We start from the raw sequence: 24,314 nt of genomic DNA, 5'->3' as shown, positions 1-24,314 counted from the left end.
GGCCGTTCTTTCTTTTGGGCGCCGCACTTCGACAAGCTCAGCACAAACGGTAAAAGGGGGTCCTAGACCACCTGATGCAGCAGCGCCTCGCCCGCAGCGAGGCGACGGATATTTTCCTGCGCAACCGACAGGCTGCGTACGAGCGTTTCGGGCGTCAGCCACGCGATATGCGGCGCGAGCACCACATTGGGCAGGCCGAGCAGCGGGTTCCCGCGCGGTAGCGGCTCCTCGGCGAAGACGTCGAGCCCGGCACCGCGCAGATGGCTCGCCCCCAGCGCCTCGACCAGCCGTGCCTGGTCAACCAGCTCGCCGCGCGCCGTATTCACCAGCACCGCGCCCTTCTTCATCGCGAGCGGATCGATGGCGCCGCGCGTCTCATCGGTCAGCGGAATGTGGAGCGACACCACGTCGCTCTCGGCCAGCAACCGGTCGAGTGGCCAATAGTCGTAGGGCACATCGCGCGCGCTTCGCGCGGTATAGACGACCTTCGCGCCCAACGCCGCAAGCACCGGCGCGAACAATTGCGCCGAATGGCCGAAGCCGACCAGCCCGACGATACGCCCGGCAACCTCTCCCACACTGTCGAGTTCGGACGGGTCGGCGGTCCACCCCTCGCCCACACGCGTCCGCGCGTCGAAGAAGCAGGTGCGCCGCAGCACCGCCATCATCAGCGACAGCGCCATTTCGGCGACCGCCTGGCTGTTGGTACCGGGCATGTTGCACACCGCGACGCCGTGCTCCCGCGCCTCGTCGAGCGCGATCGTATTGACGCCGACGCCGAGCTTCTGGATCAGCTTGAGCTTCGGCGCCGAGGCGATGAAATCGCCCGTCACCGGCGTCAGCACATGCAGCAGCGCGGTGATCTCGCCCGCGACCTCGTCCAGCGGCGCCGCCTCGTCGACATGGACGACGACCCCGGGACCGAAGACCGCGTCGACGGCCTCGCGGAAGCCGGGGCTCGGACGGGCGTGGAGGACGATCATACCGCAACCGTCCCGATCGGCGCGGCAAAGGCCGAGAAGCCCGCAAACTCAGCATGGCTGCCCATCGCTTCCTCGATCCGCAGCATCTCGTTCCACTTCGCCATGCGTTCGGAGCGGGTAAAGCTGCCGACCTTCAATTGTCCGGCATCCCAGCCGGTCGAGAGATGCGCGATGGTGACATCCTCGCTCTCGCCCGAACGCGCCGAGACGATCACGCCCCACCCGCGCGACACCGCCGCGTCGAGCGCGGCCTTCGCCTCGGTCACCGTGCCGACCTGGTTCACCTTGATGAGCGCCGCGTTGCAAACGGCCGCCTCGCCCGCGCGCTCGACCCGTTCGGCATTGGTGACAAGCACATCATCGCCGATGATCTGCACCCGCTCACCGAGCGCAGATGTCACCGCCGCCATCGCCGTCCAGTCGTCCTGCCCGGCAGGGTCCTCGATCGACAGGATCGGATAGCGCTTCGCCCATTCGACGATGCGCGCCGCCATCGCCTCGCTCGTCAAGCGACCATCGTCCAGCGCGAGGCGGTAGCCTGATGCGTCGCCGAGTTCGTTCGCGGCGATGTCGAGCGAGATGAACACCTCGTCGCCCGCGCGATGTCCGCTCGCTTCGATCGCGCGGGTCAGCGTGTCGAGCGCATCCTCGTTCGACTCGAAATTCGGCCACCAGCCGCCCTCGTCGGCGACCCCCGACAGCGGCCCCTTCGCCTCCATCAGCTTGCCCGCGGCGCGATAGACATCGTCGGTGATCTCGAGCGCGCGGCGGAAGCTGCCGGCCTTGGGGCACATGACCATGAAGTCCTGCACGTCGGTGCGCCGCCCGGCATGCGCGCCGCCGCCGAAAATCTGGATTTCGGGAAGCGGCACGCGCACCTTGCGCCCCTCCGCCAGATAGCGCCACAGCGGCTCGCGCGCATCGGCGGCCGCGGCGTGCAGCACCGCCATCGACACCGCGACAACAGCGTTCGCGCCGAGGCGCGCCTTGTTCGGCGTGCCGTCGAGGTCGCACAGCAGGCGGTCAACCGCGGCCAGATCACGCGCGTCCATGCCGGCGATAGCCCCCGCAATCTCGGCACCGATCCCGGCGACCGCGCCATTGACGCCATAACCGCCAAACGCGTCGCCGCCGTCGCGCAGGTCGATCGCTTCATGCGCGCCCCGCGAGGCCCCGGCGGGGGCGATGGCGCGGCCGACCGCGCCCGATTCGAGCACGACCTCGGCCTCGACGGTGGGCCGGCCGCGCGAATCCCAAAGCTGGCGGCCTGTGACGGAGGCGATACGCGAAGTCATGCAGAAGTCCTTTTCCAGTGGGCGACGAGCGCGTCGACAGGTGCGAGATCAAGCAACAGCGCGCGCGCCTGATCGCGCACGATGCGCTTGTGGTCCGGGTCGGTCAGATAGGGGGCGGGCGACTTGCCTTCGACGCGCGCGAGAAGCAGCGCGGCGGTCAGTTTTCCAGCGCGGGGCAGAAGGTCGGCGGGGTCTTCCCAGTCGATCCCGCTGCGATAGGCAGCGACCAGCGTGGCCGCCGCTGTATTCAGCCGCGCATCGGCCAGCCACACCGCCTTCAGCAGCAGATGCGTCGTGCAGAAGGCGAGATCGAAGGCCGGATCGCCATAGACTGCGCATTCGGCGTCGAGGAACACCGGGCCGTCGGCGGCGACGAGGATATTCTTGGGGCTGACGTCGCCGTGCACCAACGCGATCTTGCGCGCCGACAAATCATCCGCGAGCGCGCGCAAGACGGGCGCCAGCTCGGCGTCGCGATCGGCGACATGGAGCAGGAAGGGATCGACGCGCAGCGCACGGAACATTGCATCGGTCGGGAAGGCCGTGCGGTCAGCGGCGCTGTTCGCCGTCGCGGCATGCACTGCGGCGATCCGGGCTCCCACCCCTGCGGCGAAATCGGCATTCACGCGCCCGGCGGTGAGTTCGTCCTTCCAGACCGGGCAATCCGGCAGGAAGCGCATCGCAAAGCCATAGCCCGGCAGCTCGGCGAGCACCTCGGGCGCCATGCGCGGGTCGACACTCCTCGCCCGCTTCAACCAGCGCACCTCGCTCGCCCCGCGCTCGACGGGCGCGTGCCATTCGGCGGCGACGCGGAGCTGTCCGAGCGGGCGCTTGACGACGACCGGCCCCGATGGTGTCTCGACCTTCCATACGTCGCACGACACGCCACCGGTCAGCGGCTCGAGAGCGACCTCTCCCTCTCCGACCAAGCCGGCACCGCGTAGGTCCGCGATAATGTCGGCGCCGGCCATCGCCATTTACAGCTTCTCCCGAATCCACGCACCGACGAGGTCGGCAGCGTTCTGTCGCTCCTCGATCGAGTCTTCGAAATAATGCGCGCCCTTGATGAGTTCGATCTGCTTGTCGGTCGAGCCGAGGAAATCGAAAATCTTGCGCGCGTCGCTCGGGAAAACGCCGGTGTCGGCCGTCCCCTGCACGACCAGCGCCGGTGTGTCGTGCTTGGCTAGATGCGGCTGACCCTGGCAGGGCGAGGTTTCGAGGCTCCACATGTTGAGCCAGGTCTTGATGGTATTCGCGCGCCCGATGCTCGGCGTGCGGTTGGCAATCGCCGGGTCGCCGCGATAGCACCAGTTGGGCTTGCGATCCGACGGGTCGATCGCGGGATCGACGCAGCGAATGTCGCCCCAGCAGCGGAACATCGGAAAGATGCGGTCCGGAATACCCGCATCGTTAAGGCGCTTGAGCTCCGCCTTCGCCCAGTCGGTGATCCGCTGGTTCCGCGCACGTTGCGCGGCGCGGTATTTGGCGATGAACGCATCCGAATAGGGCGGGCCGTTGTCGGAGTTGAATGGGTCGAGTTCGGGGTCGGTCAGGGTCGGATCATTCTCGTTGATCACCGACGCGTCCATCCAGTCGGTCAGCACTTCGGGCCGCCCCTGGTGCGCGTTGAAGCTGATATAGAGGTCGCCCTTGATGATCTGGGCGAGCGCGTCCTGTCCCGCCGACGGCAGCCGGTCGGTCAGCGTCGGCGCGATCGCTTCGGCCTGATAGGCGCCCATCAGCGAGCCGCCGCCCGAATTACCGAGGATGACGATCTGCTCGACGCCCGCTTCTTCCTTCAACCACTTCATGCCGACGCCGATGTCGAGCACCGCATGTTCGAGCAGGAACTGGTCCTCGACGCCGCGATAGCGCGTATTCCAGCCGAGGAAACCGAAACCCTGCCGCGCGAAATAGGGGGCGATATAATGCTCGGAAAAGTCCACATTATAATGGGTGGCGATGATCGCGACCTTCGGACGCTTGCCCGCCTCGGTCCAATAGATGCCCTGGCACGGATGCCCGCCCGCCTGGATGCGCGGCGCGGTCGGCGACACGCGGCCGATGAATTGCGCGTCCAGTCCTTCGATCCCGTTCGGGTCCACCATCATCGTCTCTCCTGATTGTCTGCTTGGGTCAGCGGGTCACGTCGAAAGGCAGCGTGTAGCCCTCCAGCCCGGCACGGATCGCCTTCTTGTCGATCTTGCCGGTCGGGCCGAGCGGAATGCTGTCGACGAACAGCACGTCGTCGGGCATCCACCAGCGCGCGATCTTGCCATCGAGATAGGCCTTGAGATCATCGGCCGAGGCCTGCGCGCCGGGCTTGAGTTCGCACAGCAGGATCGGGCGCTCGTCCCATTTGGGATGCGCGACGCCGACCACCGCGGCGTTGGCGACGGCTTCATGCCCCATTGCGATATTCTCGATCTCGATCGAGCTGATCCACTCGCCGCCCGATTTCACCACATCCTTGGCGCGGTCTGTGATCTGCATATAGCCTTCGGCGTCGATCGTGCTGACATCGCCGGTGTCGAAGAAGCCCTCGGCGTCGAGCACATCGCCGCCCTCGCCGCCGTAATAGGCGCCCGCAATCGTCGGCCCCTTGATCATCAGCCGCCCCGGCGTCCGACCGTCGTGCGGCAGGCGGTTTCCGTTATCGTCGACCAACTTCATATCCAACCCGCAGAGCAACCGGCCCTGCTTGAGCTTGTAGGCCATCTGCTCGTCGTCGGGCATGGCGGCGACCGATGCGGTCGGCACCGATACTGTTCCGAGCGGCGAGGTTTCGGTCATGCCCCAGCCCTGGATGACGTCGACGCCATAATCGTCGCGGAAGGTGCGAATGATCGATTCGGGGCACGCCGAGCCGCCGATCGTCACCCGCTGCAGCGTCGTGAAGCGCTTGCCGTTCTCCTGCATGTACTGGAGCAGCATCTGCCACACGGTCGGCACCGCGGCCGAATAGGTGACGCCCTCCCGCTCGATCAGATTGTAAATGGATTCGCCGTCCATCCGCTGCCCCGGCAGCACGAGCTTCGCGCCGACCGCGGGCGCCGAATAGACGACGCCCCAGGCATTGGCATGATACATCGGCACGACGAGCAGCACCGTGTCGCGCGCCGACAGCGCGAGCGCGTCGCGCTGCAAGGTCATCAGCGCGTGGATGTAATTGGAGCGGTGCGAATAGAGCACGCCCTTGGGATTGCCAGTCGTCCCGCTGGTGTAGCAGAGGCCGCAGGCGACATTCTCGTCGAAGTCGCCCCATGCATATTCGGCGGGCCGGCCGGCGATCCAGTCGTCGAAGGCGATCGCATCGAAGCTGGTCTTCGGCAGCGATGCGCGGTCGCAAAAGAAGATGACCTTCTCGATCGACGGCACCTGCGGCAGCAACTCTTCGACCAGATCGGCGGTCGCGGGGTCGGCGATCAGCAGACGGTCGCCGGCATGGTTCGCGATATAGGCGATCTGCTCGGGGAAGAGCCGCGGGTTGAGCGTGTGGAGTACGACGCCCATCCCCGCCGCACCGTACCAGGCGGCAAGATGGCGAGCACCGTTCCAACCCATCGTCGCAACGCGGTCGCCGGGCTGTATCCCCTCCGCCGCGAGCGCGTTCGACACGCGCTTCGCGTCCGCGCGGATGTCGGCATAGGTCGTTCGCGTGACGCGTCCCTCGGCATCGCGCGATACGATCTCGCGCCCGCCATGCCAGTTCGCCGCATGGTCGATGATCCGATCGACCGTCAGCGGCACATTCTGCATCAGACCGTCCATGCCGCGCGTCTCTCCCATATCCTCGACATAATAGATAGTATACTAAGTATTTTCCTATTGCAACGCCGCTCTGCCTTGCGCCGCCTTTCCTGCTCTTCTAGCGTGGCGGTGCCGACGCGCCGTCGGCAACAGGGGCTATCGTCGGCGTCGCATGCGCACCAATCAACTCATCATCGCACTTTTTCAACGCTTCTGCTGGCTCGACGAAGGCCTGCAGGCACGGCTTCACGACCGCGGCTGGCCCGACATCAGCCGGCCGCAATCGATGGTGATGACGAATATCGTCAGCGGAATCGTCCGCCCATCGGATATCGCCCGCAATCTCGGCGTGTCGCGTCAGGCCATCCACAACACGATCAACCAGATGGTCAAGCTCGGCATGGTCGAACTGGCGCCCGACCCGGAGGATCGGCGGCACGTGATCGTGTCGTTGACCGAAACCGGGGCACAGATGCGGCAAGACGCCCAGCGGGCGATGGATCAACTCGCCGACCAGCTCGCCGAGCGGCTGGGGCACGAACGGTTCGACGCGCTGCTCGCGACGCTCGAAGCCGACTGGGGCGACAATATGGAGCGGCAGCCCTAAGCGGAGAGAGCGCGCGCCACGGCGACCAGCCGCGCGGCGGTCAGGTCGACCAGCGATGCCGGCAGCGCCTCCTTGAGATGACCGTCTTCGTCGAAGGCGGCATGCGCGTTCGGGATGAGCACCTGCTCGGGGATCACCAGCGTCTGGATCGTCGACAGGATCTGACGCAGGTGAATCAGCCCACGTAGCCCGCCGAACGGGCTGATCGACGCCGCCATAATCGCGCTCGCCTTGCCGCGGTAGGCGCTGAGCGCCACGAGCGATTCGCCCCCCGTCGGGCGCGACGCCCAGTCGATCGCATTCTTGAGCAGCGGCGAAACCGAGCCATTATATTCGGGCGACACGAAGAGCAGCCCGTCCTGTGCCGCGAATATTTCCTTCAGCCGCTGCGCATCGGCGGGGAAAGCGCCGGCCTCGATCGCGGCCGAATAAAGCGGCAGGTCGAAGTCGGCGAGGTCGACGTCGGTCACCGCAGCGCCCTGCGCTTGCAGCGCGCGGATTGCGAGCTTGCCGAGCATCCGGTTGAACGACCCTTCGCGCGTGCTTCCCACGACGACCGCAATCTTCGCCAATTGTCCCTCCCGGTCCATAATGATTAGAATGCTAATCTATTTTGGAAAGGATCTGCAACCCTTTTGACGCGACGATCAGGCCTTGATGTCGGACAGCGTCGGAAGCTTGGCAGTCTCATCGGCCAGATTGGCGATCACCCGCCGCATCAGCACCCGCAGCGTCTCGACCTCCTCGTTGGTCATGCCGCGGGTCGCGACCTTATGCACCTCGGCGTTCAGTGGTGCGAGGATCAGTTCGAGTTCCTTGGCGTGCGGCGTCAGATGGATGAAGGTCTTGCGGCGATCCTCCGCCGTCTTCTTGCGCGTGATGAAGCCGGCTTTCTCCAGCCCCTTGAGCGCGACCACGGTCGTCGGCTCGCGCATTCCCACCCGCTCGCTGAGTTCGCGCTGCGTGATCCCGTCCTCGCGCCACAACTGGCGCAGGAAGCGCCATTGCCCTGCCGATACGTCGTGCTCCAGCGTGCTGCGCTCCAGCAATCGCGAAAAGGACCGGAAAACGATGCGGGCGAGATAGCCGATGCTGTTTTCCGGGTTGGTGTAATATTCCGCCGGATGCCGGAAAGGCTGGTTCTTCTTTGCCAAAAGATTCTCCCCTTTGCCCAAACCTTAGAGCCCTATGATTCAAGCGGCAATAGCTTCCGCCCGCCGATATCATTGGACAGCATCCCGATTCCAATATACTTAGTATACTAAGTTTTGGAACGGGACATATGGAAAAATTCGATCGACTGACCGCCCCCCCTGCCCCGTTGTCCCTCGCCAATGTCGATACCGACATGATCATCCCGGCACGCTTCATGAAGGCGTTGTCGCGCAGCGGGCTCGGCCGGCATCTCTTCCAGGAACTGCGCTATGCGGCCGATGGAGCGGAGCGCGGCGATTTCATCCTGAACCGCGGACCATGCCGGCACGCCCGGATATTGATCGCCGACCGCAATTTCGGATGCGGCTCGTCGCGCGAGCATGCCGTGTGGGCGCTCGCCGATTTCGGCATCCGCTGCATCGTCGCGCCAAGCTTTGGCGACATATTCTCGAACAATGCGCGCAAAAACGGCCTGCTGCTGATCCGTCTTCCCGAGGCGGCATGCGAAGAACTGCGCGACGCGGTGACGCGGGCGCAATATGCGCCGATCACCATCGACCTCGTCGAACAGAAAATCCGGCTCGCATCGGGTGAGGCGATCGCGTTCGTCGTCGATCCGGACGACCGGCGGACGCTGATGGAAGGGCTGGACGACATCGCCCGCACGCTGCGGCACGAAGCTGCGATCGCATGCTTCGAGGCGCGCGCCTAAGCCAGGCTCGCCGGATCGGCGATGCAGCCGGCAATGGCGCTCGCAGCGGCGAGCGCGGGACTCATCAGATGCGTCCGTCCGCCCCGCCCCTGCCGATTCTCGAAATTGCGGTTCGATGTCGCCCCACAGCGTTCGCCGGGCTGCAGCCGGTCGGGGTTCATGCCGACGCACATCGAGCATCCGGGCTCGCGCCAGTCGAACCCCGCGGCGCGCAGTACGGCGTCGATGCCCTCCGCCTCCGCCTGCCGCTTGACCAGCCCCGAACCGGGGACGACCATCGCGCGGACGTGCGGCGCGACGCGACGGCCGCGCACGATGTCGGCGACGATACGCAGATCCTCGATCCGGCTGTTGGTACAACTGCCGATGAAGACCCGGTCGAGCGCGGTTCCGGCGATATGCTGCCCCGGCGACAGGTCCATATAGGCGAGCGCCCGCTCGGCCAGCCCGCGCGCCTCGGCGCTCGGCAGCGACGCCGGATCGGGAATCCGCCCGCCGATACCAACGACCTGCGACGGATTGGTTCCCCAACTGACCATCGGCCCCACCGCGCCCGCATCGAACAGAACTTCGCGATCGAATATAGCCCCCGCGTCGGTTGGCAACCCGCACCACTCTGCCAGCCGCTCGTCCCATGCCGCGCAGGCCGGCGCCGCGGGACGCCCCTCCAGATAAGCGAAGGTGGTTTCGTCGGGCGCGATCAATCCGGCGCGCGCGCCCATCTCTATGCTGAGGTTGCACAGCGTCATCCGCGCTTCCATCGACAGCGCGCGCACGGCGGAGCCCGCATATTCGATGACATGGCCGGTCGCCCCGTCGACTCCGATCAGGGCGAGCAGGTGAAGGGCCAGATCCTTGGCATGGACGTGCGGCGCCAGCCGCCCCTCGACGCTGATCCGCATATTGCGCGACTTGCGCTGGCGGATGGTCTGGGTCGCGAGCACATGCTCGACCTCCGACGTACCGATCCCGAACGCGAGGGCGCCGAACGCGCCGTGGGTCGAGGTATGGCTGTCGCCGCAGACGATCGTCATTCCCGGCTGCGAACGTCCCTGTTCCGGGCCGACGACATGGACGATGCCGCCCCGCCGATCGCCCATCGGGAACGCCTCGATCCCGAAACGACGCGTGTTGGCGGCCAGCGTTTCAAGCTGGGCCCGCGCCTCCGCGTCGGCCGTGCCCGCCGGCCCCGCCGCCTGCCCGGCGGTCGGCACGACATGGTCGGAAAGCGCCAGCGCCAGTTCGGGCCGTCGCGCCGGACGACCCGCGGCGGCGAGCGCCGCGAAAGCCTGCGGCGAGGTGACCTCATGCAGCAGGTGGAGGTCGATGTAGAGCAGCGTCTCGCCATCGTCCTCGGCGACGGCATGCGCGTCCCAGATCTTGTCGTAAAGCGTGCGCCGGGGCGACCTTGTCATGGAGATATCTGCCCCATATCCGAAAATACTTAGATATCTAACTTATAGACTTTGCGCAGCCGATGGGGCAAGGGCTTTTCCGGAAGCGTCACCTACGCAAGCGCGCCGCCACCACCGATATCGCCAATCCGTCCCTTTGCTTCAAAGCCTGGAAAGACCCGCCTTGACCGATCGCAGCCCCGCCGCGCGGAAATCGCCGGAATGAACCCGATCTGGCTGCCCGCCTCGCTGCTCGGCGGCCTGTTCCAGGCATGGCGCACCGCGCTTCAGGAGCGGCTGCGCGCAGAACTCAGCGTCAGCGGGGCCGGGCTGGTGCGCTATCTTTATGGCCTGCCCTTCGCGATCCTGTTCGCGGTGCTCTGGCTCTCGGTCCGCGGCGATTCAGTGCCGCCGCTCACCTCGGCTTTCCTCGGCTTCGCAGTCGCCGGCGCACTCACCCAGATGGCAGGGACGATCCTGCTCATCATGGCTTTCGGCCATCGCGGCTTCGTGGTCGGCACCGCCTTTTCCAAGACCGAGGCCATTCAGGTCGCGCTGGTGACGGCGCTGTTCCTCGACGAGCATCTGCCCCCGCTCGCATGGGCCGGAATCCTGCTGGGCGTGGCCGGTGTCTTGACGCTGGCGCTCGCGGGAAGCGGCCTTACCGCCCGCCAGCTCGGGCAGGCGTTGCGCCAACCCGCGGCGCTCTGCGGACTGGGTGCAGGGTCGATGTTCGCCCTGGCGGCCATCGCGATCAAATTCGCCACCGCCAAACTGGCCGGGGTCGATACGGTCGGGTCGGCGCTCGTCTCGTTGGTCGTGGTCATGACGATCCAGAGCGTCCTGCATCTCGCGTGGATCGTCGCCCGTGACCGCGGCACGCTGCGCGCGGTCGGGCGGTCCTGGCGCAATTCCGCGCAGGTCGGGCTGCTTTCGGCGCTCGGCTCGGCCTGCTGGTACACCGGCTTCGCGGCCGCCCCCGCCGCGCTGGTACGGATCGTCGGGCAGGTCGAGGTGATCTTCACCATCGGCTTCGCGCGATTCTATCTGCGCGACACCATCCGCTGGCACGAAGTCGTCGGCCTGCTGCTCGTCGCGGCAGGCGTGATCTTCGCCCTTCTCGCCGCGATGTGAAGGCGTGGCATCCGCCGCCGGGCGGAAAATCCAGAGCATGAGGCGATGCCATCCCACCGCCTCATGCTCTGGTTCCCGCCCGACCTCCCAAGGCCCCCACCAGCATCGGCGCTAGCATGTGGCTCGCGACAGGCGTTAGGCCGACAGTCTCATCCATTGGGCCGGACGTCTCACGATTGATTGACCCGCCCAACGAACGGCACTAGCTTTACGAGCAGAGGGGGACCGGGTGTGGGGGAGGACAGCCGCTCGCATTGGCAAGCCGCGCGCTTCATCGGCGTGACCACCGAGGTTGCGCCCGTGAAGGAACGGTTCGACTTCTGGCATGCGCTGTTCCCGCACATCGACATGCGGCGCACCACAGGCGAGGACGGCTATTGCGCCGCGGCCTTGGCCTGCGCCGGCGATGACGGCATCGCCTTCACCGATCTGGTCTGCGCTCCCACGGCATCGCGCTTCTACGATGGCCGGGTCGATCATATGCAGCTTTGCGTCATCGCAGAAGGTCAATTCGGGGTCGTCCATGGGCGAGACGAGCGCCTGTGGCTCGGTCCAGGGGCCGGACTCCAACTGCTCGATTGCCACCGCACGGCGCAGACCTATTCCGAGATCAGCTATCGCGCCTATCATATCACGCTGCCGCGTGCCGCGGTCTATCGGGCGATGGGCGGCGATCCGATCGCAGGGACCGGCGCCCTCCGCTCGCTACCCGATACGCCGCTCGCCCTGCTGCTCAAGGATCAGCTCGGTGCGCTCGCACGCCATGGCCCGAACATGAATGCGGCAGAGGCGGCGGCGGCGATGAAGCTGCTCAGCGGTCTGGCCCTCACCTTTCTCGAGGGGTTCAACACATCCTTAGAGGATGAAAGAAAACGCATCGGCGATGCGCATTTCGCCAGCGCCTGCCGACTGATCGAGGCGCAGCGGGGTGACGCGGGATTGACCGCCGATACCATCGCGCAGTCAATCGGCTGCTCACGCGCCAGCCTCTACCGGCTGTTCGAGCAGCGTGGCCTGTCGGTCGCCGAGCATATCCGCGCTGTCCGGCTCAATCACGGCCGCGCACTGCTGCGCGACCCCCGGCTCGGCATCGGCGATATTGCGCTGCGTTGCGGCTATGACGATCTGTCCGCCTTCGGCAAGGCATTCCGTCGCCGCTTCGGCATGACCCCGCGCGACTGGCGGATGACCGTCAGCTAACCCGCTCAGTTCACCATTCGCTCATAGCCTTCCCAATAGGGCGCGCGCAGGTCCTTGCGGAGGATTTTGCCGGAGGCGTTGCGCGGCAGCGCCGCGATCATGTCGACGCTGCGCGGCGCCTTGAAGGCGGCGATGCGGTCGCGGGTCCAGGCGATGATGTCGTCCTCCTCCACCGTCATCCCCGGCTTGGGCACGACCACGGCCTTCACCGTCTCGCCCCATTTGTCGTCCGGGATGCCGATCACCGCGACCTCCTGCACCGCGGGGTGACCATAGATCGCGCTCTCGACTTCCGCCGGATAGACATTCTCGCCGCCCGTGATGATCATGTCCTTCACCCGGTCGTGGATATAGAGATAGCCGTCTTCGTCCATATAGCCGGCGTCGCCGGTGCGGATCCAGCCATCGCCCGTCATCGTCTTTGCGGTCGCCTCGGGCAGATTCCAATAGCCCTGCATATTGTTCGACGAGCGGGTGACGACCTCGCCCACCTCGCCCGTCGGCACCTCCGCGCCATCGGCCCCGACAATCCGGATCTCGACGCCGGGAAGCGGCTTGCCGGCCGAACGCATCCGCTTGTTGCCTTCGGGGTCGTGATCCTCGGGCGGCAGCATTGAAATGGTGCCTGTCGTTTCTGTCATTCCGTATGCTTGGATGAACTGGGCGCCGAACATCTGAATGCACTGGCGCAGCAGTTCGAGCGGGATCGGCGCGGCGCCATAGAGGATATATTTGAGCCGGCTGTAATCGACGCTGCCGCAGCGCGGATGGAGGAGCAGCATCTGAAGCGCCGCGGGGACGATGAAGAAACGGGTGACGCCGTGCTGTTCGACCGCGTCGAACACGCCGTCGGGGTTGAATTCAGCGAGGATGACGCCCGGCAGCCCCGCCGCGAGCGCCATGATGCCCAGCCCGGTGCCCCCGATGTGCGCGCAGGGCATGGCGACGAGCACCGCCTCGTCATCTTCCCATTTGGTGTAGGGCATGTCGAGATCGGCGGAATGCTTGCGCAGCCCGAAGAGGTTGGTGTTGGTAAGCACCGCGCCCTTCGGGTTGCCGGTGGTTCCCGAGGTGTAAAGCTGAAGTACCGCATCGTCGCGGCCCGACGGCGCGAAGGCGATGCGCGCCGCCGCATCGATCATCGCGCGCGCGGCGTCGGCGCCGACGATCCTCGGACCGTGGTCGAGCCGCCCGGCAAGCTGCTGGGGCACCCCGTCGAAGCCGGGGCCGGTGAAGACGATCTTCGCCCGCGTATCGTTGACGATGAACGCCCATTCGGCGGGCGACAGGCGCCAGCCGATCGGCGCCATCACGATCCCGGCGCGCGCCGCGCCGAAAAAGAGGGTGAAATAGAGGTCGCTGTTCTTGCCGATCCAGGCGATGCGATCACCCTTCTTCAGCCCTGCGGCGAGCAGCGCGCTCGCGACCCGCGCGGTGCGATCCTCGATCTCGCCATAGGTAAAGACGCGACCCTCCTCGCGCATCGCTACACGGTCGGGCCGGTCCTCCGCCCAATGGGTGAGAAATTCGTCGAAGGTAAACAGCGCCGACACATCGCCCGCCATGGCATCGCTCTCCCGAATCGCGTTGCGTTTTGCAATCGAGCGAAACGTAAAGCCTGCAAGCGCAAGGTAAAGCGCCGATCGGTCTACCCTGTCAGCTCTGACAGTCAGCGCTTGCGGAACAGCAGCATCAGATTGTTGGCCGGCATCGCGCGGCGCTCGGCAAAGACGAGCCCGGCTTCGATGGCGGCAGCCTTGACACGCTCGAGGTCGCGCAGCCCCCAGTCGGGGTTGCGGGCGCGCAGATTCGCGTCGAAATCGAGATTGCTGGGCGCGGTCGGCACCTCGGGGTCGAGATAGGGGCCGTAGAGGATCAGCGGCGCGCCGGAACCGAGCAGCGCCGCGCTGCCCGTCATCAGCCCGAGCGCCGCCGCCCAGGGGCTGATATGCACCATGTTGATGCACAGCACCGCGTCGGCGCGATCGAGCGGCCAGTCGGCAGCCGCGGCGTCGAGAGACAGCGGCGGCGCGACATTGGCCGGCCCCGCCTCCGCGCTCCACGCGGCAATCGAGACCAACGCGTCGGGGTCGGAATCGCTCGGCTGCCAGCGAAGCTGCGAAAAGGCGGCAGCGAAATGGACGACATGCTCGCCCGACCCGCTCGCAATTTCGAGCACCATGCCCTCCGCCGGCAACCATTCGCCGAGCACCGCGGCAATCGCATCGCGGTTGCGCAGCGTCGCGGGGGCGTGGCGGCGGGCACCGCGCCCACTATCCCTGGGCATCCAGGGCTGCGGGCTCACTTCGCTCGGGCCAGTGCACGCGCGCGGCGCTCACGCACGATCAGCCACGCGAGCAATCCGACCGGCCCGGCGAGCAGCGTCAGGACGAGGAAGGGGAATTGGACGATGCGGCTGAAACCCTTCTGATCGGCGTCGCGCGCGATCCACATGCCGGCGAACAGGTCGAAGGCGAGATAGTGAACCCAGCCAACCAGCATGCCGCCCTTGGTCGCGAACAGCGCCATCACCCCGGCGAGGCTGGTGAAATCCATCGCCGCCTTCGGCCCTTCGGCATCCCACCCGCCGAAGACGAGCCCGCCAAGCAGGATCGCATAGGTCAAGCACAGCAGCGCGACGCCGACATAGAGGATGAGCGAAAGGATGCGCGGCCCGCGCGGCAGGAAGGCGAGCGCGGCCCAGCCGAGCAGCGCCCAGCCATTGGTCAGCGAATAGAGCGTTTCCCAGCTCATGCCCGTTCTTCCCCTCTATCCGCCATCGCGCCCCACCGCGGGCTTTGCGTCCTGCCGCCAACGCCCCCAGCCTTCGCAGGAGCGACGATGATGGTCAATCGCCGGCCGCGCCATCACTCCAGCTCAGCACAGGCCGCCGCGCCGCCAGCGTCTCGTCAAGGCGCGCGCGGGGAGCGAAATGCGGCGCGGACTTGAGCGCGGGGTCGCCATTCTTCGCGCGCAAGGCGATGCTGCGCAGCGCGCCGATGAACTGGTCGAGCACCGCCTTGCTCTCCGTCTCGGTCGGCTCGACGAGCATCGCGCCATGGACCACGAGCGGGAAAAAGACCGTCATCGGATGATAGCCCTCGTCGATCAGCCCCTTGGCGATGTCGAGCGTCGAGAAGCCTTCGGCCAGGCCGCGATCGCTGAACAGCGCCTCGTGCATGCACGGGCCGGAGGCACCGAAGGGCGCGTCGAGCACATCGTCGAGGCTGCGCAACAGATAATTGGCGTTGAGCACCGCATCCTCGGCCACCTGCTTCAGCCCGTCGGCGCCGTGGCTGAGCATATAGGCGAGCGCGCGGGTGAACATGCCCATCTGACCGTGGAAAGCGGTCATGCGTCCGAAGGTCTTCGGGTGATCCTCGCCCGCATTCTCCTCTTCGATCAGGCGGAAGCTTTCCCCGTCCTTCGTGACGAAGGGCAACGGCGCGAAGGGCGCGAGCGCCGCCGACAGCACGACCGGACCCGAACCGGGCCCGCCGCCGCCGTGCGGGGTCGAGAAGGTCTTGTGCAGGTTGATGTGCATCGCATCGACGCCGAGGTCGCCGGGACGCACCCGCCCGACGATCGCGTTGAAGTTGGCGCCGTCGCAATAGACGTATCCGCCCACCGCGTGGACGGCGTCGGAGATCGCCTTCATGTCGCGCTCGAACAGGCCGCAGGTGTTGGGGTTGGTAATCATCACCCCGGCGACGTCAGGACCCAGTCGCGCCTTCAGCGCCGCCAGATCGACGCGGCCTTCCGGGGTCGCGGGGATATCCTCGACCGCGAAGCCCGCGAAGGCGGCGGTCGCGGGGTTGGTGCCATGCGCGCTTTCGGGGACGAGCAGCACGCGCCGGTCCTCGCCGCGCGCTTCGAGCGCTGCCTTGATGCAAAGGACGCCGCAAAGTTCGCCATGTGCACCCGCCTTGGGCGACATGGCGACGCTATGCATCCCCGTAAGCGTGATCAGCCATTCGGCCAGTTCGTGGATCACCGCATAGGCGCCCTGCACCGTTTCCTGCGGCTGGAGCGGGTGGACGTCGGCGAAGCCCGGCATCCGCGCGACCTTTTCATTGAGGCGCGGATTATGCTTCATCGTGCAGCTTCCGAGCGGGAAGAGGCCGAGGTCGATCGCATAATTCTGTCGCGACAGGCGCGTGTAATGCCGGACCGTTTCGGACTCGCTGAGTCCTGGCAGGCCGATAGGGGCGGAGCGCGCGAGCGCGCCGAGGTCGGCGGCGGGAGCGTCTTCGTCGAAATCGACGCCGGTGGTTCCGGTCGAGCCGATTTCGAAGAGCAACGGCTCCTCGAGCATCAGCGCGCGGTTGCCGGTGAAGGTCGTCGTGTCGTCGGCGCCGCCGGCGTTCATTTCGGGACGCCAGCCGGCGGAGTTGAGCGCGGTCATGCCAGCACCTCCTTCAGCGCCGCGGCAAAGGCGGCGATATCCTCTTCGGTCACGGTTTCGGTGACGGCGACGATCAGTCCGTTCGCGAGGCCGGCATTGTCGGGATAGAGGCGACCAAGCGAGACGCCGCCGAGAATGCCCTTTTCGGCGAGCGCGTGGATGACCGGGCGCGCTTCAACGGGCAGCAGGAGGGTGAATTCGTTGAAGAAGCCGCGGTTCAGCACCGACACGCCCGGCACCTTCGCCAATTCGGCCGCCGCCGCCTTGGCGCGACCATGGTTGATCGCTGCGAGCCGGCGCAGTCCAGCCTCGCCGAGTAGCGTCATGTGGATGCTGAAGGCCAGCGCACAAAGACCGGAATTGGTGCAGATATTGCTCGTCGCCTTTTCGCGGCGAATATGCTGCTCGCGGGTCGAGAGCGTCAGCACGAAACCGCGCTTGCCGTTGGCGTCGACGGTTTCGCCGCACAGGCGGCCCGGCATCTGACGGACATATTTGCTCTTGCAGGCGAAGAGGCCGACATAGGGGCCGCCGAACTGGAGCCCGACGCCGATCGATTGTCCCTCGCCCACCACGATATCGGCGCCCATTTCGCCGGGCGACTGAATCAGGCCGAGCGCGACCGGTTCGGTGACCACCGCGACCAGCAGCGCACCGGCCGCCTGGCACGCGGCGGCGAGCGCGCGCATGTCGTCGATGCGTCCGAGGATGTCGGGATATTGGACGACGACGCAGCTCGTCTCCTTGTCGACCGCGGCGGCGAGCGCTGCCCAGTCGGTGCCTGCCTCCAGGCTGGGATCGCCGTCGACCAGGCTGTCGCCGGTATATTTCGCCATCGTCCGCGCGACGCTGCGATAATGGGGATGGAGCCCCGTCGAGAGCAGCGCCTTGCTGCGGCGGGTGACGCGCCGCGCCATCACGATCGCTTCCCAGCAGGCGGTCGATCCGTCGTACATCGACGCATTGGCGACGTCGGTGCCGAGCAGGCGCGCAACCTGGCTCTGGAACTCGAACAGCATCTGCAACGTGCCCTGCGCGATTTCGGGCTGATAGGGCGTGTAGGCGGTCAGGAATTCGCCGCGCTGGATCAGATGGTCGACGCTCGCCGGGACATGGTGGCGATAGGCGCCGGCACCGAGGAAGAAGGGACCGTCGCCCGCCGCATGGCTTTGCCGCGAAAGCGCTGCCATATGGCGCTCGACGGCAAGCTCGCTCGCGTGGGCGGGCAAGCCCTCGATCGGGCCGGACAGCCGCGCCGCGGCAGGCACATCGACGAACAGATCGTCGATCGACGACGCGCTGACCGCGGCGAGCATCGCCGCGCGATCGTCGGGCGTGAGGGGAAGGTAACGCATGGACTACTCCGGATCGGAAACGGAAGGGGCGGAAAAAAGCGGTGCGAGATCGGCGAGCGACCCCGCGAAGGTGGCGGGCCCGCTGTGGCTGGTGCGAACCCAAGGCGCGAGCCAGATGCGAAAACCGGCCGCGCGTGCGCGATGGCAAAAGGCGTAATCTTCCGACAATTGCAGGCGGCTGTCGGGCTCGATCATCGGCAGGAACAGGCCGCAGACCTCTTCCCCCACCCGCGCATTCACGCGGTCGCGCGGCTCGACGCGAAAGACGAGCTCGGCATGCCGCGCGCACAGCGCCTCCAGCACGTCGCGCCCGACCAGCATGAAACCGCCCCCGAGTTGCAGCAGCTCGACCGGCTCATTCAGCACGAAACGCTGGTTCGCGTGCAGGAAGGTCAGCGCGAAGTCGCCCGTATAGCGGGCGAGCTCAGTCGGATCGCCGCGCGCCAGCCCGCGGTCGACCGCCCGCGCGACCTGCGCCCAATTGACCATCCGCCGCGGCACCGGCGCGCCCAATATCCCGCACTCGGGGCGCTCGGCCATCGCCGCGACCATGGCGAAGATATCCTCGGCCGCGAAATCGATGTCGTCGTCAACGAACAAAAGATGTGTGCAATCGCTCTGCAGAAAGATGTTCGTCAGCATATTGCGCGCGCGGTGAAGCTGCGGCTCGTGCAGGATGAACTCGAAGCGGAGCGGGACGCCCCGCGCCGCGGCTGCCGCCGACAGCGCCAGCACCGCGCGCACATAGCCGCCCTGCGCGCCGCCATAGATGGCGGTCGCGACCATCAGCTTGCAGCCGGCGAGCGCGGGCTCGGCAGCCGTCATGGGCCGGGTGCCAGGGACGCGCGGCGATGCGCCATCACGCTATCCTCCCCCTTCCCGCATCGGGAAGGGACATGGGTCACAGACCGTCGCAGAACTGCTTGTAGGCGGCGGCATTCATCAGACCGTCGAGCTGGCTCTTGTCGGCCAGCGTCATGCGGAAGAACCAGCCTTCGCCTTCGGGGTCGCTGTTGACCAGCGCCGGGTCTTCCTCGAGCTGGCCATTGCCCTCGGTCACGACGCCGTCGACAGGGGCGTAGACGTCGCTTGCGGCCTTGACCGATTCGACCACCGCCGCATCGCCGCCCTTCGCCAGCTCGGCGCCGGTGTCGGGCACCTCGACGAAGACGATGTCGCCAAGTTGGCCCTGCGCGAAGTCGGTGATCCCGACCGTCGCGACATCGCCGTCGACGTCGATCCATTCATGCTCTTCGGTATAGTAACGCGGCATCGTCAGGCTCCCATTTTACGAACATAGCGGTGCGGAACGAACGGCATGGCGGCGACCGCGACGGGGACGCGCTTGCCGCGCACCTCGGCCGCCAGCGCGGTGCCCGGCGCGGCGTGATCGCGCGGGACATAGCCCATCGCGATCGGCGCGCCGACGCTGGGCGCGAAACCACCCGAGGTGACGATGCCGACCTCGCGGTTCCCGTCGAACAGCCGGGCGCCCTCACGCACCGGCAGCTTGCCCTCGACCGTCAGGCCGACGCGCTTGCGCGGTGCCCCGTCGGCCAGATGGCCGAGGATGCGCGCGGCGCCGGGGAAATTCGCCTCCTCGCGTCGGCGCTTCGAAATGGCAAAGCCCAGATCGCCCTCGACCGGATCGGTCGCCGGGTCGAGGTCATGGCCATAGAGCGGCAATCCCGCCTCTAGCCGCAGCGAATCGCGCGCGCCGAGCCCGATCGGCCGGACCGCATCATTCGCGCAGAGCGCGTCGGCGAGCGCCGCGACATGCTCGGCAGGCACCGAAATCTCGAACCCGTCCTCGCCGGTATAGCCCGACCGGCTGACCCCCAACCGCACCTCGCCCCACAGATAGGGGCCGGCCTGCATGAAGACGAGCCGGTCGACGGGGACGATATCGTCGAATTCGGGTCGGATGCCGAGCGCGGTCAGGATCTCGACCGCCTTCGGCCCCTGCAGTGCGAGCAGCGCCTGATCGTCGAGCAGATTCATGTCGACCGCGTCGGGCAGATGCTCGCGCAGATGGGCGATGTCGTCCCATTTCACCGCGCCATTGACGACCATGTAAAGGCTGTGACCGGTGTTGGTGATCATCAGATCGTCGAGAATGCCCCCGTCCTCGGCCAGCAGCAGCGAATAGCGCATCCGGCCGGGCTTCAGCGCCGAAATGTCGCCGGGGACCAGCGTTTCGAGCGCCTCGGCAACGCCGTCACCGCTCAGCACGAGCTGACCCATATGGCTGACGTCGAACAGGCCCGCGCTTTCGCGCGTCCACAGATGTTCGGCCATGATGCCTTCATACTGGATCGGCATGTGATAGCCGGCGAATTCGACCATCCGCGCGCCCTTCGCGCGGTGCCAGGCGTCGAGCGGCAGCGTCGCGATCGCTAGCTCTTCGCCCATTTCCTCGGTTTCGCTCATCGCGGCCTCCCGTCGTTGACATGGCGCGGCCCGGCCCGGTGCCGCCCGTTTCGCCATGCCCCCTCTGTCACGGGAACCTGAGAGTTTTCCTCCGCGATGGCACGGAGTTACCCCTTCGGTGGTCGCGGCGCGAGCCACGACGCTTTCCAGAGCGTCCTCCGGCGCGCGGTCCCTGAGACCTGAGAGTTTCCGGGGCGGTTGCTCCTTCGGTGGCGAGGTTCGGGTTTCCCCGCCCCCGCGCTCTCCCGCGCGGCCGGCCGAATCTCTTGCGAGCTCCGACGGACGCCCGAGCCTTGGCGGCGCCCTTTCGCAGAGTCAATCGGCGAGCGCGCGGATCGAGTCGTTTTCGTGGACATAGGTGCCCGGTTCGCGCCGAGCCGCGAGCGCGAGCATCGCCCGCGCGACGATATCCGCCGGTATCGACCGATAGCGGCGCAGCGAGCCGTGGAGCAGCGCGTCGGTGAGCGGCGCGGCCATCATAGCAATCCCCTCGCCGAGCCGCGCCGGTCCCTCGCGAGCGCCCATCAGCAGACCGGGGCGCAGGATATCGAGGCGCCCGAAGCCGAAGGCGCGCAGCCCCTCCTCCATCTCGCCCTTGGTGCGCAGATAGAAATTGCCGCCCTTCGCCGATGCGCCGACCGAGCTGACGACGATCATGTGCGCGGTACCGCCAAGCCGCGCGCCATGGGCGGCGGCGAGCACGAGGTCGCGGTCGACCGCGCGAAAGGCCGCGCGCGATCCCGCCTGCCGTATCGTCGTGCCGAGGCAGCAGATCAGCGCCGCGGGGCGCTCGGCGGCGAGGATATCGCCCCAGCGCGCCGGCGGTGCAACAAGCCGCGCATGATGGTCCGGCAGATCGTCGACCTCGCGCCGGGCGAGCAGGGTCAGCACACGCTCGCCAGCGGCGCGGACGACCGCCCGGCCGACCAGGCCGGTGGCGCCGACGAGGAAAATATCGTTATCCACGACAGGCATTCTACCGGCCTGTCCGAACGAAGCGAGTATATTCGCCTCCCCGGGATTCGGATGTCAGGCGTGCGCCAATTCCGGCGGCACCGCATCGCGCCCGTAAATTTCGGCATAGCGGTCGATCGCGAAACGGTCGGTCATGCCCGCGATATAGTCGCCGATATGGCGGATCGTCGCGGGCTCGCCCGCAGGCAGACGCCCCGCCCAGTCTTCGCCCATCCGCTGCGGGTCGTCGACATAGGCGGCGAAGAGGCGGCCGACGACCTGCTTCGCGGCGTCCGCCGCCGCGACCTGCGACGAATGGTGATAGAGGCTGGCATACATGAAGCGCTTGAGGTCGCGTTCCTCCGCCGCGAGGTCGGGCGAGAAGGTGCCGAGCGTGCGGCCGGCGGCGCGTACCTCGGCGACACTGGCGACGCCCGCCTCCGCAATATTCGCCCGCGTCGTCGCGATCACGTCGTTGACCATCACCCCGATCTGATCGCGCACCAGTTCGCGCAGCAGCCGGTCGCGCGGCGCGCCGGGGAAACGTCGCTCGACCGCCGCATAATTGGCCGCGACGAACGGCTGCGCCATCAACTGGTCGAGGTCGAGCAGTCCGGCGCGCAGCCCATCGTCGATGTCGTGATTGTCATAGGCGATATCGTCGGCGACCGCCGCGATCTGCGCCTCCAGGCTCGCGTGACTCGTCAGCTCGAGCGGAAATTCGGCGTCGATGTCGGCGAGCGCCCAGCCGGGGCGGCGCACCGGGCCATTATGCTTGGCGAGCCCCTCGAGCGTCTCCCACGTCAGGTTGAGCCCGTCGAAGCGCGGATAGGGACATTCGAGCCGCGCCAGCGTGCGCAGCGTGTGGCCATTATGGTCGAAGCCGCCGTGCGCCTGCATCGCCGCCTTCAGCGCATCCTCCCCCGCATGGCCGAAGGGCGGATGGCCGATATCGTGCGCGAGGCACAGCGCCTCGGTCAGGTCCTCGTTGAGCCCTAGCGCGCGGGCGATGCCGCGCCCGATCTGCGACACCTCGATACTGTGCGTCAGACGGACGCGATAATGATCGCCGTCGGGGGCGACGAACACCTGCGTCTTGTGGCGCAGGCGGCGAAAGGCGATCGAATGGATGATGCGGTCGCGGTCGCGCTGAAAATCGTCGCGCGGCCCGCGCACGACGCGGCCGGGCTCCCCAAGATAGCGCCCGCGCGTCGCCGCGGGATCGCTGGCGCACGCCGCGACGGTCACGTCAGCGGCTCGACGATTTCACCGACTTCGCTGTCGAACAGAAAGCCGTCGCCCTCCGCCTTCTTGTAGTCCGCGAGCCAGGCCTGCGCGCTCTTGCGGTCCTTGAACGGCCCGACGAGCAGGCGGCGGGTCTGGCCCCAGTCGGCGGTCGAGCCCGACTGCCCCTTGAACAGCGCGGCGTTACGCTTCGCGAAGCGATTGTAATCGAAGGCGAGCGCCTTGAGGTTCGACCCGGTCGCGATCTGCACCCAGACGCGCGCGGGGTTAGCCTTTTTCTTCTCAGCCTCTGCCCTCGCCTTTGCCTCGGCTTCGGCTTTTGCTTTCGCCGCCGCCTCTTCCTTTTCGCGCTTGGCCGCCTCGGCGGCTTCGGCCTTGCGCTTGTCTTCGAGCAGCCGCGCGAGTGTGTCGGCGCCGACCGCATTGTCGGGCTTCGCCATCTCCTCGGGCGGAATCTCGATCGAGCTGACGATCTCCGCCAGCGAGGCGAGCGGCGCCGCCGCTGTCGGTGCGGGTGTTGCTGCAACGGCGGGCGGCGCGGTGCTGGCGCCCGGACGGGCCGCGCCATTGCTTCCCATGTCAGCGATCGAGAAGCCAGGGCCGACCGGACCCGAATCGCGATCGACGGCAACGCCGATAGGAGCCGGTGTCGGCGTCGGTGCCGGTTTGGACACGGCAGTTGCCGGAACCGGTGCAGGAGTCGGCGCGGGCCTGGATGCGGCCGGCGCAGGCGTTGGCACGGGCGTGCGCCGAACCGCGACCGCGGCAGGCGCGGGCGCTGGCGTCGGAGTGGGCGCTGCCGCGGTGGCCGGCCTTGCTGCCGCGGTCCGCCTCCGGCTCGCCGTCGGTGCGGGGGTCGGCGCAGGGGTTGCCGCGGCCATCTGGACCGGCGGCCGCCGCGGACCGAGCTCGCCCGAGGGGAAGCGGCCGAAATGCGCCGCGGCGGCCATTTGCGCCGGATTGAGCCGGTCCATGCGGAGAAGATAGGGCAGGATATTCTCGGCGAGCTGCGGCGGCAGCGTCGCGCGTACGATCTGCGTCGCCTCGTCGTTGCGTCCGTTCATCGCGAGGATCATCGCGCGCGAGCGCCACGCCGCGCGATCCGACCGGCGAAGCTGCGGCGCGAGCAGCGCGACTGCGCGGTCGGGGTCGCCGCTGATGCCGAGTGACAGCGCATAGCGCCGCGTCAGCTCGTCGCTCGGCGCTGCCGACAGCGCGAGTTGATAGTCGCGCTGCGCCTGATCCTGCTGCCCGAGCAGATCGCGCGCGAGCCCGCGATCGGCGAGGAAGAGCCGTTCGGGCGCCCCGAGCAATTGCGCCTCGCCGAAATAGTCGAGCGCGCGGGTCGGATTTTCGAGATGGACCATCACCGAACCGAGCGTCGCCTTGACCTGGCCGTCGCGCGACGCCGCCTTTTCGGCGCGGAGCAGGAAACCTAGCGCGGCGCGGTAATCCTCGAGGTCGATCGAGGCGCGACCCGCGTCGAGCAGCGCCCTGGCGTCATTGGCATTGGCGGCGATGCGGCCGAGCGCGGAGGACAGCAGGGTCCGCGCCGCGGTGCGCCGATCCATCGCCGCCTTGGTCGCGGGATCGGGCGGCTTGATCTGTGCCGCGGCCGGCAGCGCGAGCGCCGACGCAAGCAGCAGGCCGAGCACGCGAGCGCGGCGCCGCGCGTGTCCCGGCCTGGCCGTCAAA

23 protein-coding genes and 2 riboswitches are annotated in these 24,314 nt (G+C 67.2%); of the genes, 4 read left to right on the top strand and 19 right to left on the bottom strand.

Features of this window, described 5'->3' with window-relative positions; all coding sequences use genetic code 11:
* Positions 1 to 62: 62 nt before the first annotated feature.
* Genes FHR21_RS13090 through FHR21_RS13070 form a run of 5 tightly spaced genes read right to left on the bottom strand, consistent with a single transcriptional unit; the run spans position 63 to position 6,049 of the window.
* Positions 63 to 983: an NAD(P)-dependent oxidoreductase gene (locus FHR21_RS13090; protein ID WP_184099006.1), complete on the bottom strand. Its 921-nt coding sequence runs from the start codon at positions 981 to 983 to the stop codon at positions 63 to 65.
* Complete coding sequence (eno, locus tag FHR21_RS13085; protein ID WP_184099004.1) at positions 980 to 2,278, bottom strand: phosphopyruvate hydratase; 1,299 nt, start codon at positions 2,276 to 2,278, stop codon at positions 980 to 982. Before eno ends, FHR21_RS13090 begins: the two co-directional genes overlap by 4 nt.
* Positions 2,275 to 3,255, bottom strand: coding sequence for a phosphotransferase family protein (locus FHR21_RS13080; RefSeq protein ID WP_184099002.1), 981 nt, complete (start codon positions 3,253 to 3,255; stop codon positions 2,275 to 2,277). Before FHR21_RS13080 ends, eno begins: the two co-directional genes overlap by 4 nt.
* Positions 3,256 to 4,386, bottom strand: coding sequence for a lysophospholipase (locus FHR21_RS13075; protein ID WP_221235166.1), 1,131 nt, complete (start codon positions 4,384 to 4,386; stop codon positions 3,256 to 3,258).
* A gap of 28 nt (positions 4,387 to 4,414) precedes the next feature.
* Positions 4,415 to 6,049 (bottom strand): long-chain-fatty-acid--CoA ligase, encoded by a 1,635-nt coding sequence (locus tag FHR21_RS13070; RefSeq protein WP_184099000.1) that lies wholly within the window; start codon positions 6,047 to 6,049, stop codon positions 4,415 to 4,417.
* 151 nt (positions 6,050 to 6,200) lie between these two features.
* On the opposite strand from FHR21_RS13070, the gene FHR21_RS13065 reads away from it, so the two are divergent.
* The gene (locus FHR21_RS13065; protein ID WP_184098999.1) at positions 6,201 to 6,635 is read left to right on the top strand and encodes a MarR family winged helix-turn-helix transcriptional regulator; all 435 of its coding nucleotides are present in this window, start codon (positions 6,201 to 6,203) and stop codon (positions 6,633 to 6,635) included.
* On the opposite strand, the gene FHR21_RS13060 is transcribed toward FHR21_RS13065, so the two are convergent.
* Both FHR21_RS13060 and FHR21_RS13055 read right to left on the bottom strand, forming a co-directional pair.
* A complete protein-coding gene (locus FHR21_RS13060) occupies positions 6,632 to 7,207 on the bottom strand; it encodes an NADPH-dependent FMN reductase (protein ID WP_184098997.1) in 576 nt (191 codons plus the stop codon). The two genes, FHR21_RS13065 and FHR21_RS13060, sit on opposite strands and share 4 nt — an antisense overlap.
* 75 nt (positions 7,208 to 7,282) lie before the next feature.
* Entirely contained in the window at positions 7,283 to 7,789 is a 507-nt protein-coding gene (locus FHR21_RS13055) for a MarR family winged helix-turn-helix transcriptional regulator (protein ID WP_184098995.1), read from the bottom strand.
* 128 nt (positions 7,790 to 7,917) lie between these two features.
* On the opposite strand from FHR21_RS13055, the gene leuD reads away from it, so the two are divergent.
* A complete protein-coding gene (leuD, locus tag FHR21_RS13050; protein ID WP_184098993.1) occupies positions 7,918 to 8,502 on the top strand; it encodes a 3-isopropylmalate dehydratase small subunit in 585 nt (194 codons plus the stop codon).
* Here the strand turns inward: leuD and leuC are convergent.
* Positions 8,499 to 9,917 carry a 3-isopropylmalate dehydratase large subunit gene (gene leuC / locus FHR21_RS13045; protein WP_184098991.1) on the bottom strand — a complete coding sequence of 473 codons (1,419 nt, stop codon included), beginning with the start codon at positions 9,915 to 9,917 and terminating at the stop codon, positions 8,499 to 8,501. The two genes, leuD and leuC, sit on opposite strands and share 4 nt — an antisense overlap.
* Before the next feature lie 201 nt (positions 9,918 to 10,118).
* Between leuC and FHR21_RS13040 the strand changes: the two genes are divergently transcribed.
* Together FHR21_RS13040 and FHR21_RS21175 are read left to right on the top strand one after the other, a co-directional pair.
* Positions 10,119 to 11,030 carry a DMT family transporter gene (locus FHR21_RS13040; RefSeq protein WP_184098989.1) on the top strand — a complete coding sequence of 304 codons (912 nt, stop codon included), beginning with the start codon at positions 10,119 to 10,121 and terminating at the stop codon, positions 11,028 to 11,030.
* Between the two features lie 231 nt (positions 11,031 to 11,261).
* Positions 11,262 to 12,230 (top strand): helix-turn-helix domain-containing protein, encoded by a 969-nt coding sequence (locus tag FHR21_RS21175; protein ID WP_184098987.1) that lies wholly within the window; start codon positions 11,262 to 11,264, stop codon positions 12,228 to 12,230.
* A gap of 5 nt (positions 12,231 to 12,235) precedes the next feature.
* Here FHR21_RS21175 and FHR21_RS13030 read toward each other — a convergent pair whose 3' ends face one another.
* The 11 genes from FHR21_RS13030 to FHR21_RS12980 all read right to left on the bottom strand — a co-directional run bounded on the left by FHR21_RS13030 (position 12,236) and on the right by FHR21_RS12980 (position 24,313).
* The gene (locus tag FHR21_RS13030; protein WP_184098985.1) at positions 12,236 to 13,795 is read right to left on the bottom strand and encodes a fatty acid--CoA ligase; all 1,560 of its coding nucleotides are present in this window, start codon (positions 13,793 to 13,795) and stop codon (positions 12,236 to 12,238) included.
* Positions 13,796 to 13,899: 104 nt separating this feature from the next.
* Positions 13,900 to 14,517, bottom strand: a complete 618-nt coding sequence (locus tag FHR21_RS13025) for a DUF938 domain-containing protein (RefSeq protein WP_184098983.1) — start codon at positions 14,515 to 14,517, stop codon at positions 13,900 to 13,902.
* A gap of 14 nt (positions 14,518 to 14,531) precedes the next feature.
* Positions 14,532 to 14,984 (bottom strand): ABA4-like family protein, encoded by a 453-nt coding sequence (locus FHR21_RS13020; protein ID WP_184098981.1) that lies wholly within the window; start codon positions 14,982 to 14,984, stop codon positions 14,532 to 14,534.
* A 94-nt stretch (positions 14,985 to 15,078) separates the two neighbouring features.
* Entirely contained in the window at positions 15,079 to 16,599 is a 1,521-nt protein-coding gene (gene gcvPB / locus FHR21_RS13015; RefSeq protein WP_246427216.1) for an aminomethyl-transferring glycine dehydrogenase subunit GcvPB, read from the bottom strand.
* A 32-nt stretch (positions 16,600 to 16,631) separates the two neighbouring features.
* The gene (gene gcvPA, locus FHR21_RS13010) at positions 16,632 to 17,990 is read right to left on the bottom strand and encodes an aminomethyl-transferring glycine dehydrogenase subunit GcvPA (RefSeq protein WP_184098976.1); all 1,359 of its coding nucleotides are present in this window, start codon (positions 17,988 to 17,990) and stop codon (positions 16,632 to 16,634) included.
* 3 nt (positions 17,991 to 17,993) lie between these two features.
* A complete protein-coding gene (locus tag FHR21_RS13005) occupies positions 17,994 to 18,815 on the bottom strand; it encodes a glycosyltransferase family 2 protein (protein ID WP_184098974.1) in 822 nt (273 codons plus the stop codon).
* Positions 18,816 to 18,891: 76 nt separating this feature from the next.
* Positions 18,892 to 19,263: a glycine cleavage system protein GcvH gene (gene gcvH, locus FHR21_RS13000; protein ID WP_184098972.1), complete on the bottom strand. Its 372-nt coding sequence runs from the start codon at positions 19,261 to 19,263 to the stop codon at positions 18,892 to 18,894.
* 2 nt (positions 19,264 to 19,265) lie between these two features.
* Positions 19,266 to 20,420 carry a glycine cleavage system aminomethyltransferase GcvT gene (gene gcvT / locus FHR21_RS12995; protein ID WP_184098970.1) on the bottom strand — a complete coding sequence of 385 codons (1,155 nt, stop codon included), beginning with the start codon at positions 20,418 to 20,420 and terminating at the stop codon, positions 19,266 to 19,268.
* 54 nt (positions 20,421 to 20,474) lie between these two features.
* Positions 20,475 to 20,580: riboswitch (glycine riboswitch) on the bottom strand.
* 2 nt (positions 20,581 to 20,582) lie between these two features.
* Positions 20,583 to 20,672: riboswitch (glycine riboswitch) on the bottom strand.
* A gap of 63 nt (positions 20,673 to 20,735) precedes the next feature.
* Positions 20,736 to 21,395: a Rossmann-fold NAD(P)-binding domain-containing protein gene (locus FHR21_RS12990; protein ID WP_184098968.1), complete on the bottom strand. Its 660-nt coding sequence runs from the start codon at positions 21,393 to 21,395 to the stop codon at positions 20,736 to 20,738.
* A gap of 54 nt (positions 21,396 to 21,449) precedes the next feature.
* Positions 21,450 to 22,622 carry a deoxyguanosinetriphosphate triphosphohydrolase gene (locus FHR21_RS12985; RefSeq protein ID WP_184098966.1) on the bottom strand — a complete coding sequence of 391 codons (1,173 nt, stop codon included), beginning with the start codon at positions 22,620 to 22,622 and terminating at the stop codon, positions 21,450 to 21,452.
* Positions 22,619 to 24,313 (bottom strand): tetratricopeptide repeat protein, encoded by a 1,695-nt coding sequence (locus FHR21_RS12980; protein WP_246427218.1) that lies wholly within the window; start codon positions 24,311 to 24,313, stop codon positions 22,619 to 22,621. The genes FHR21_RS12985 and FHR21_RS12980 overlap by 4 nt, the downstream gene beginning before the upstream one ends.
* Position 24,314 lies beyond the last annotated feature (1 nt).

The organism is Sphingopyxis panaciterrulae (assembly GCF_014199295.1).
GTDB classification, from domain to species: Bacteria; Pseudomonadota; Alphaproteobacteria; order Sphingomonadales; family Sphingomonadaceae; genus Sphingopyxis; species Sphingopyxis panaciterrulae.
Note: the sequence above shows the minus strand (reverse complement) of the source record. Positions and strands in the feature narration are given on the sequence as shown.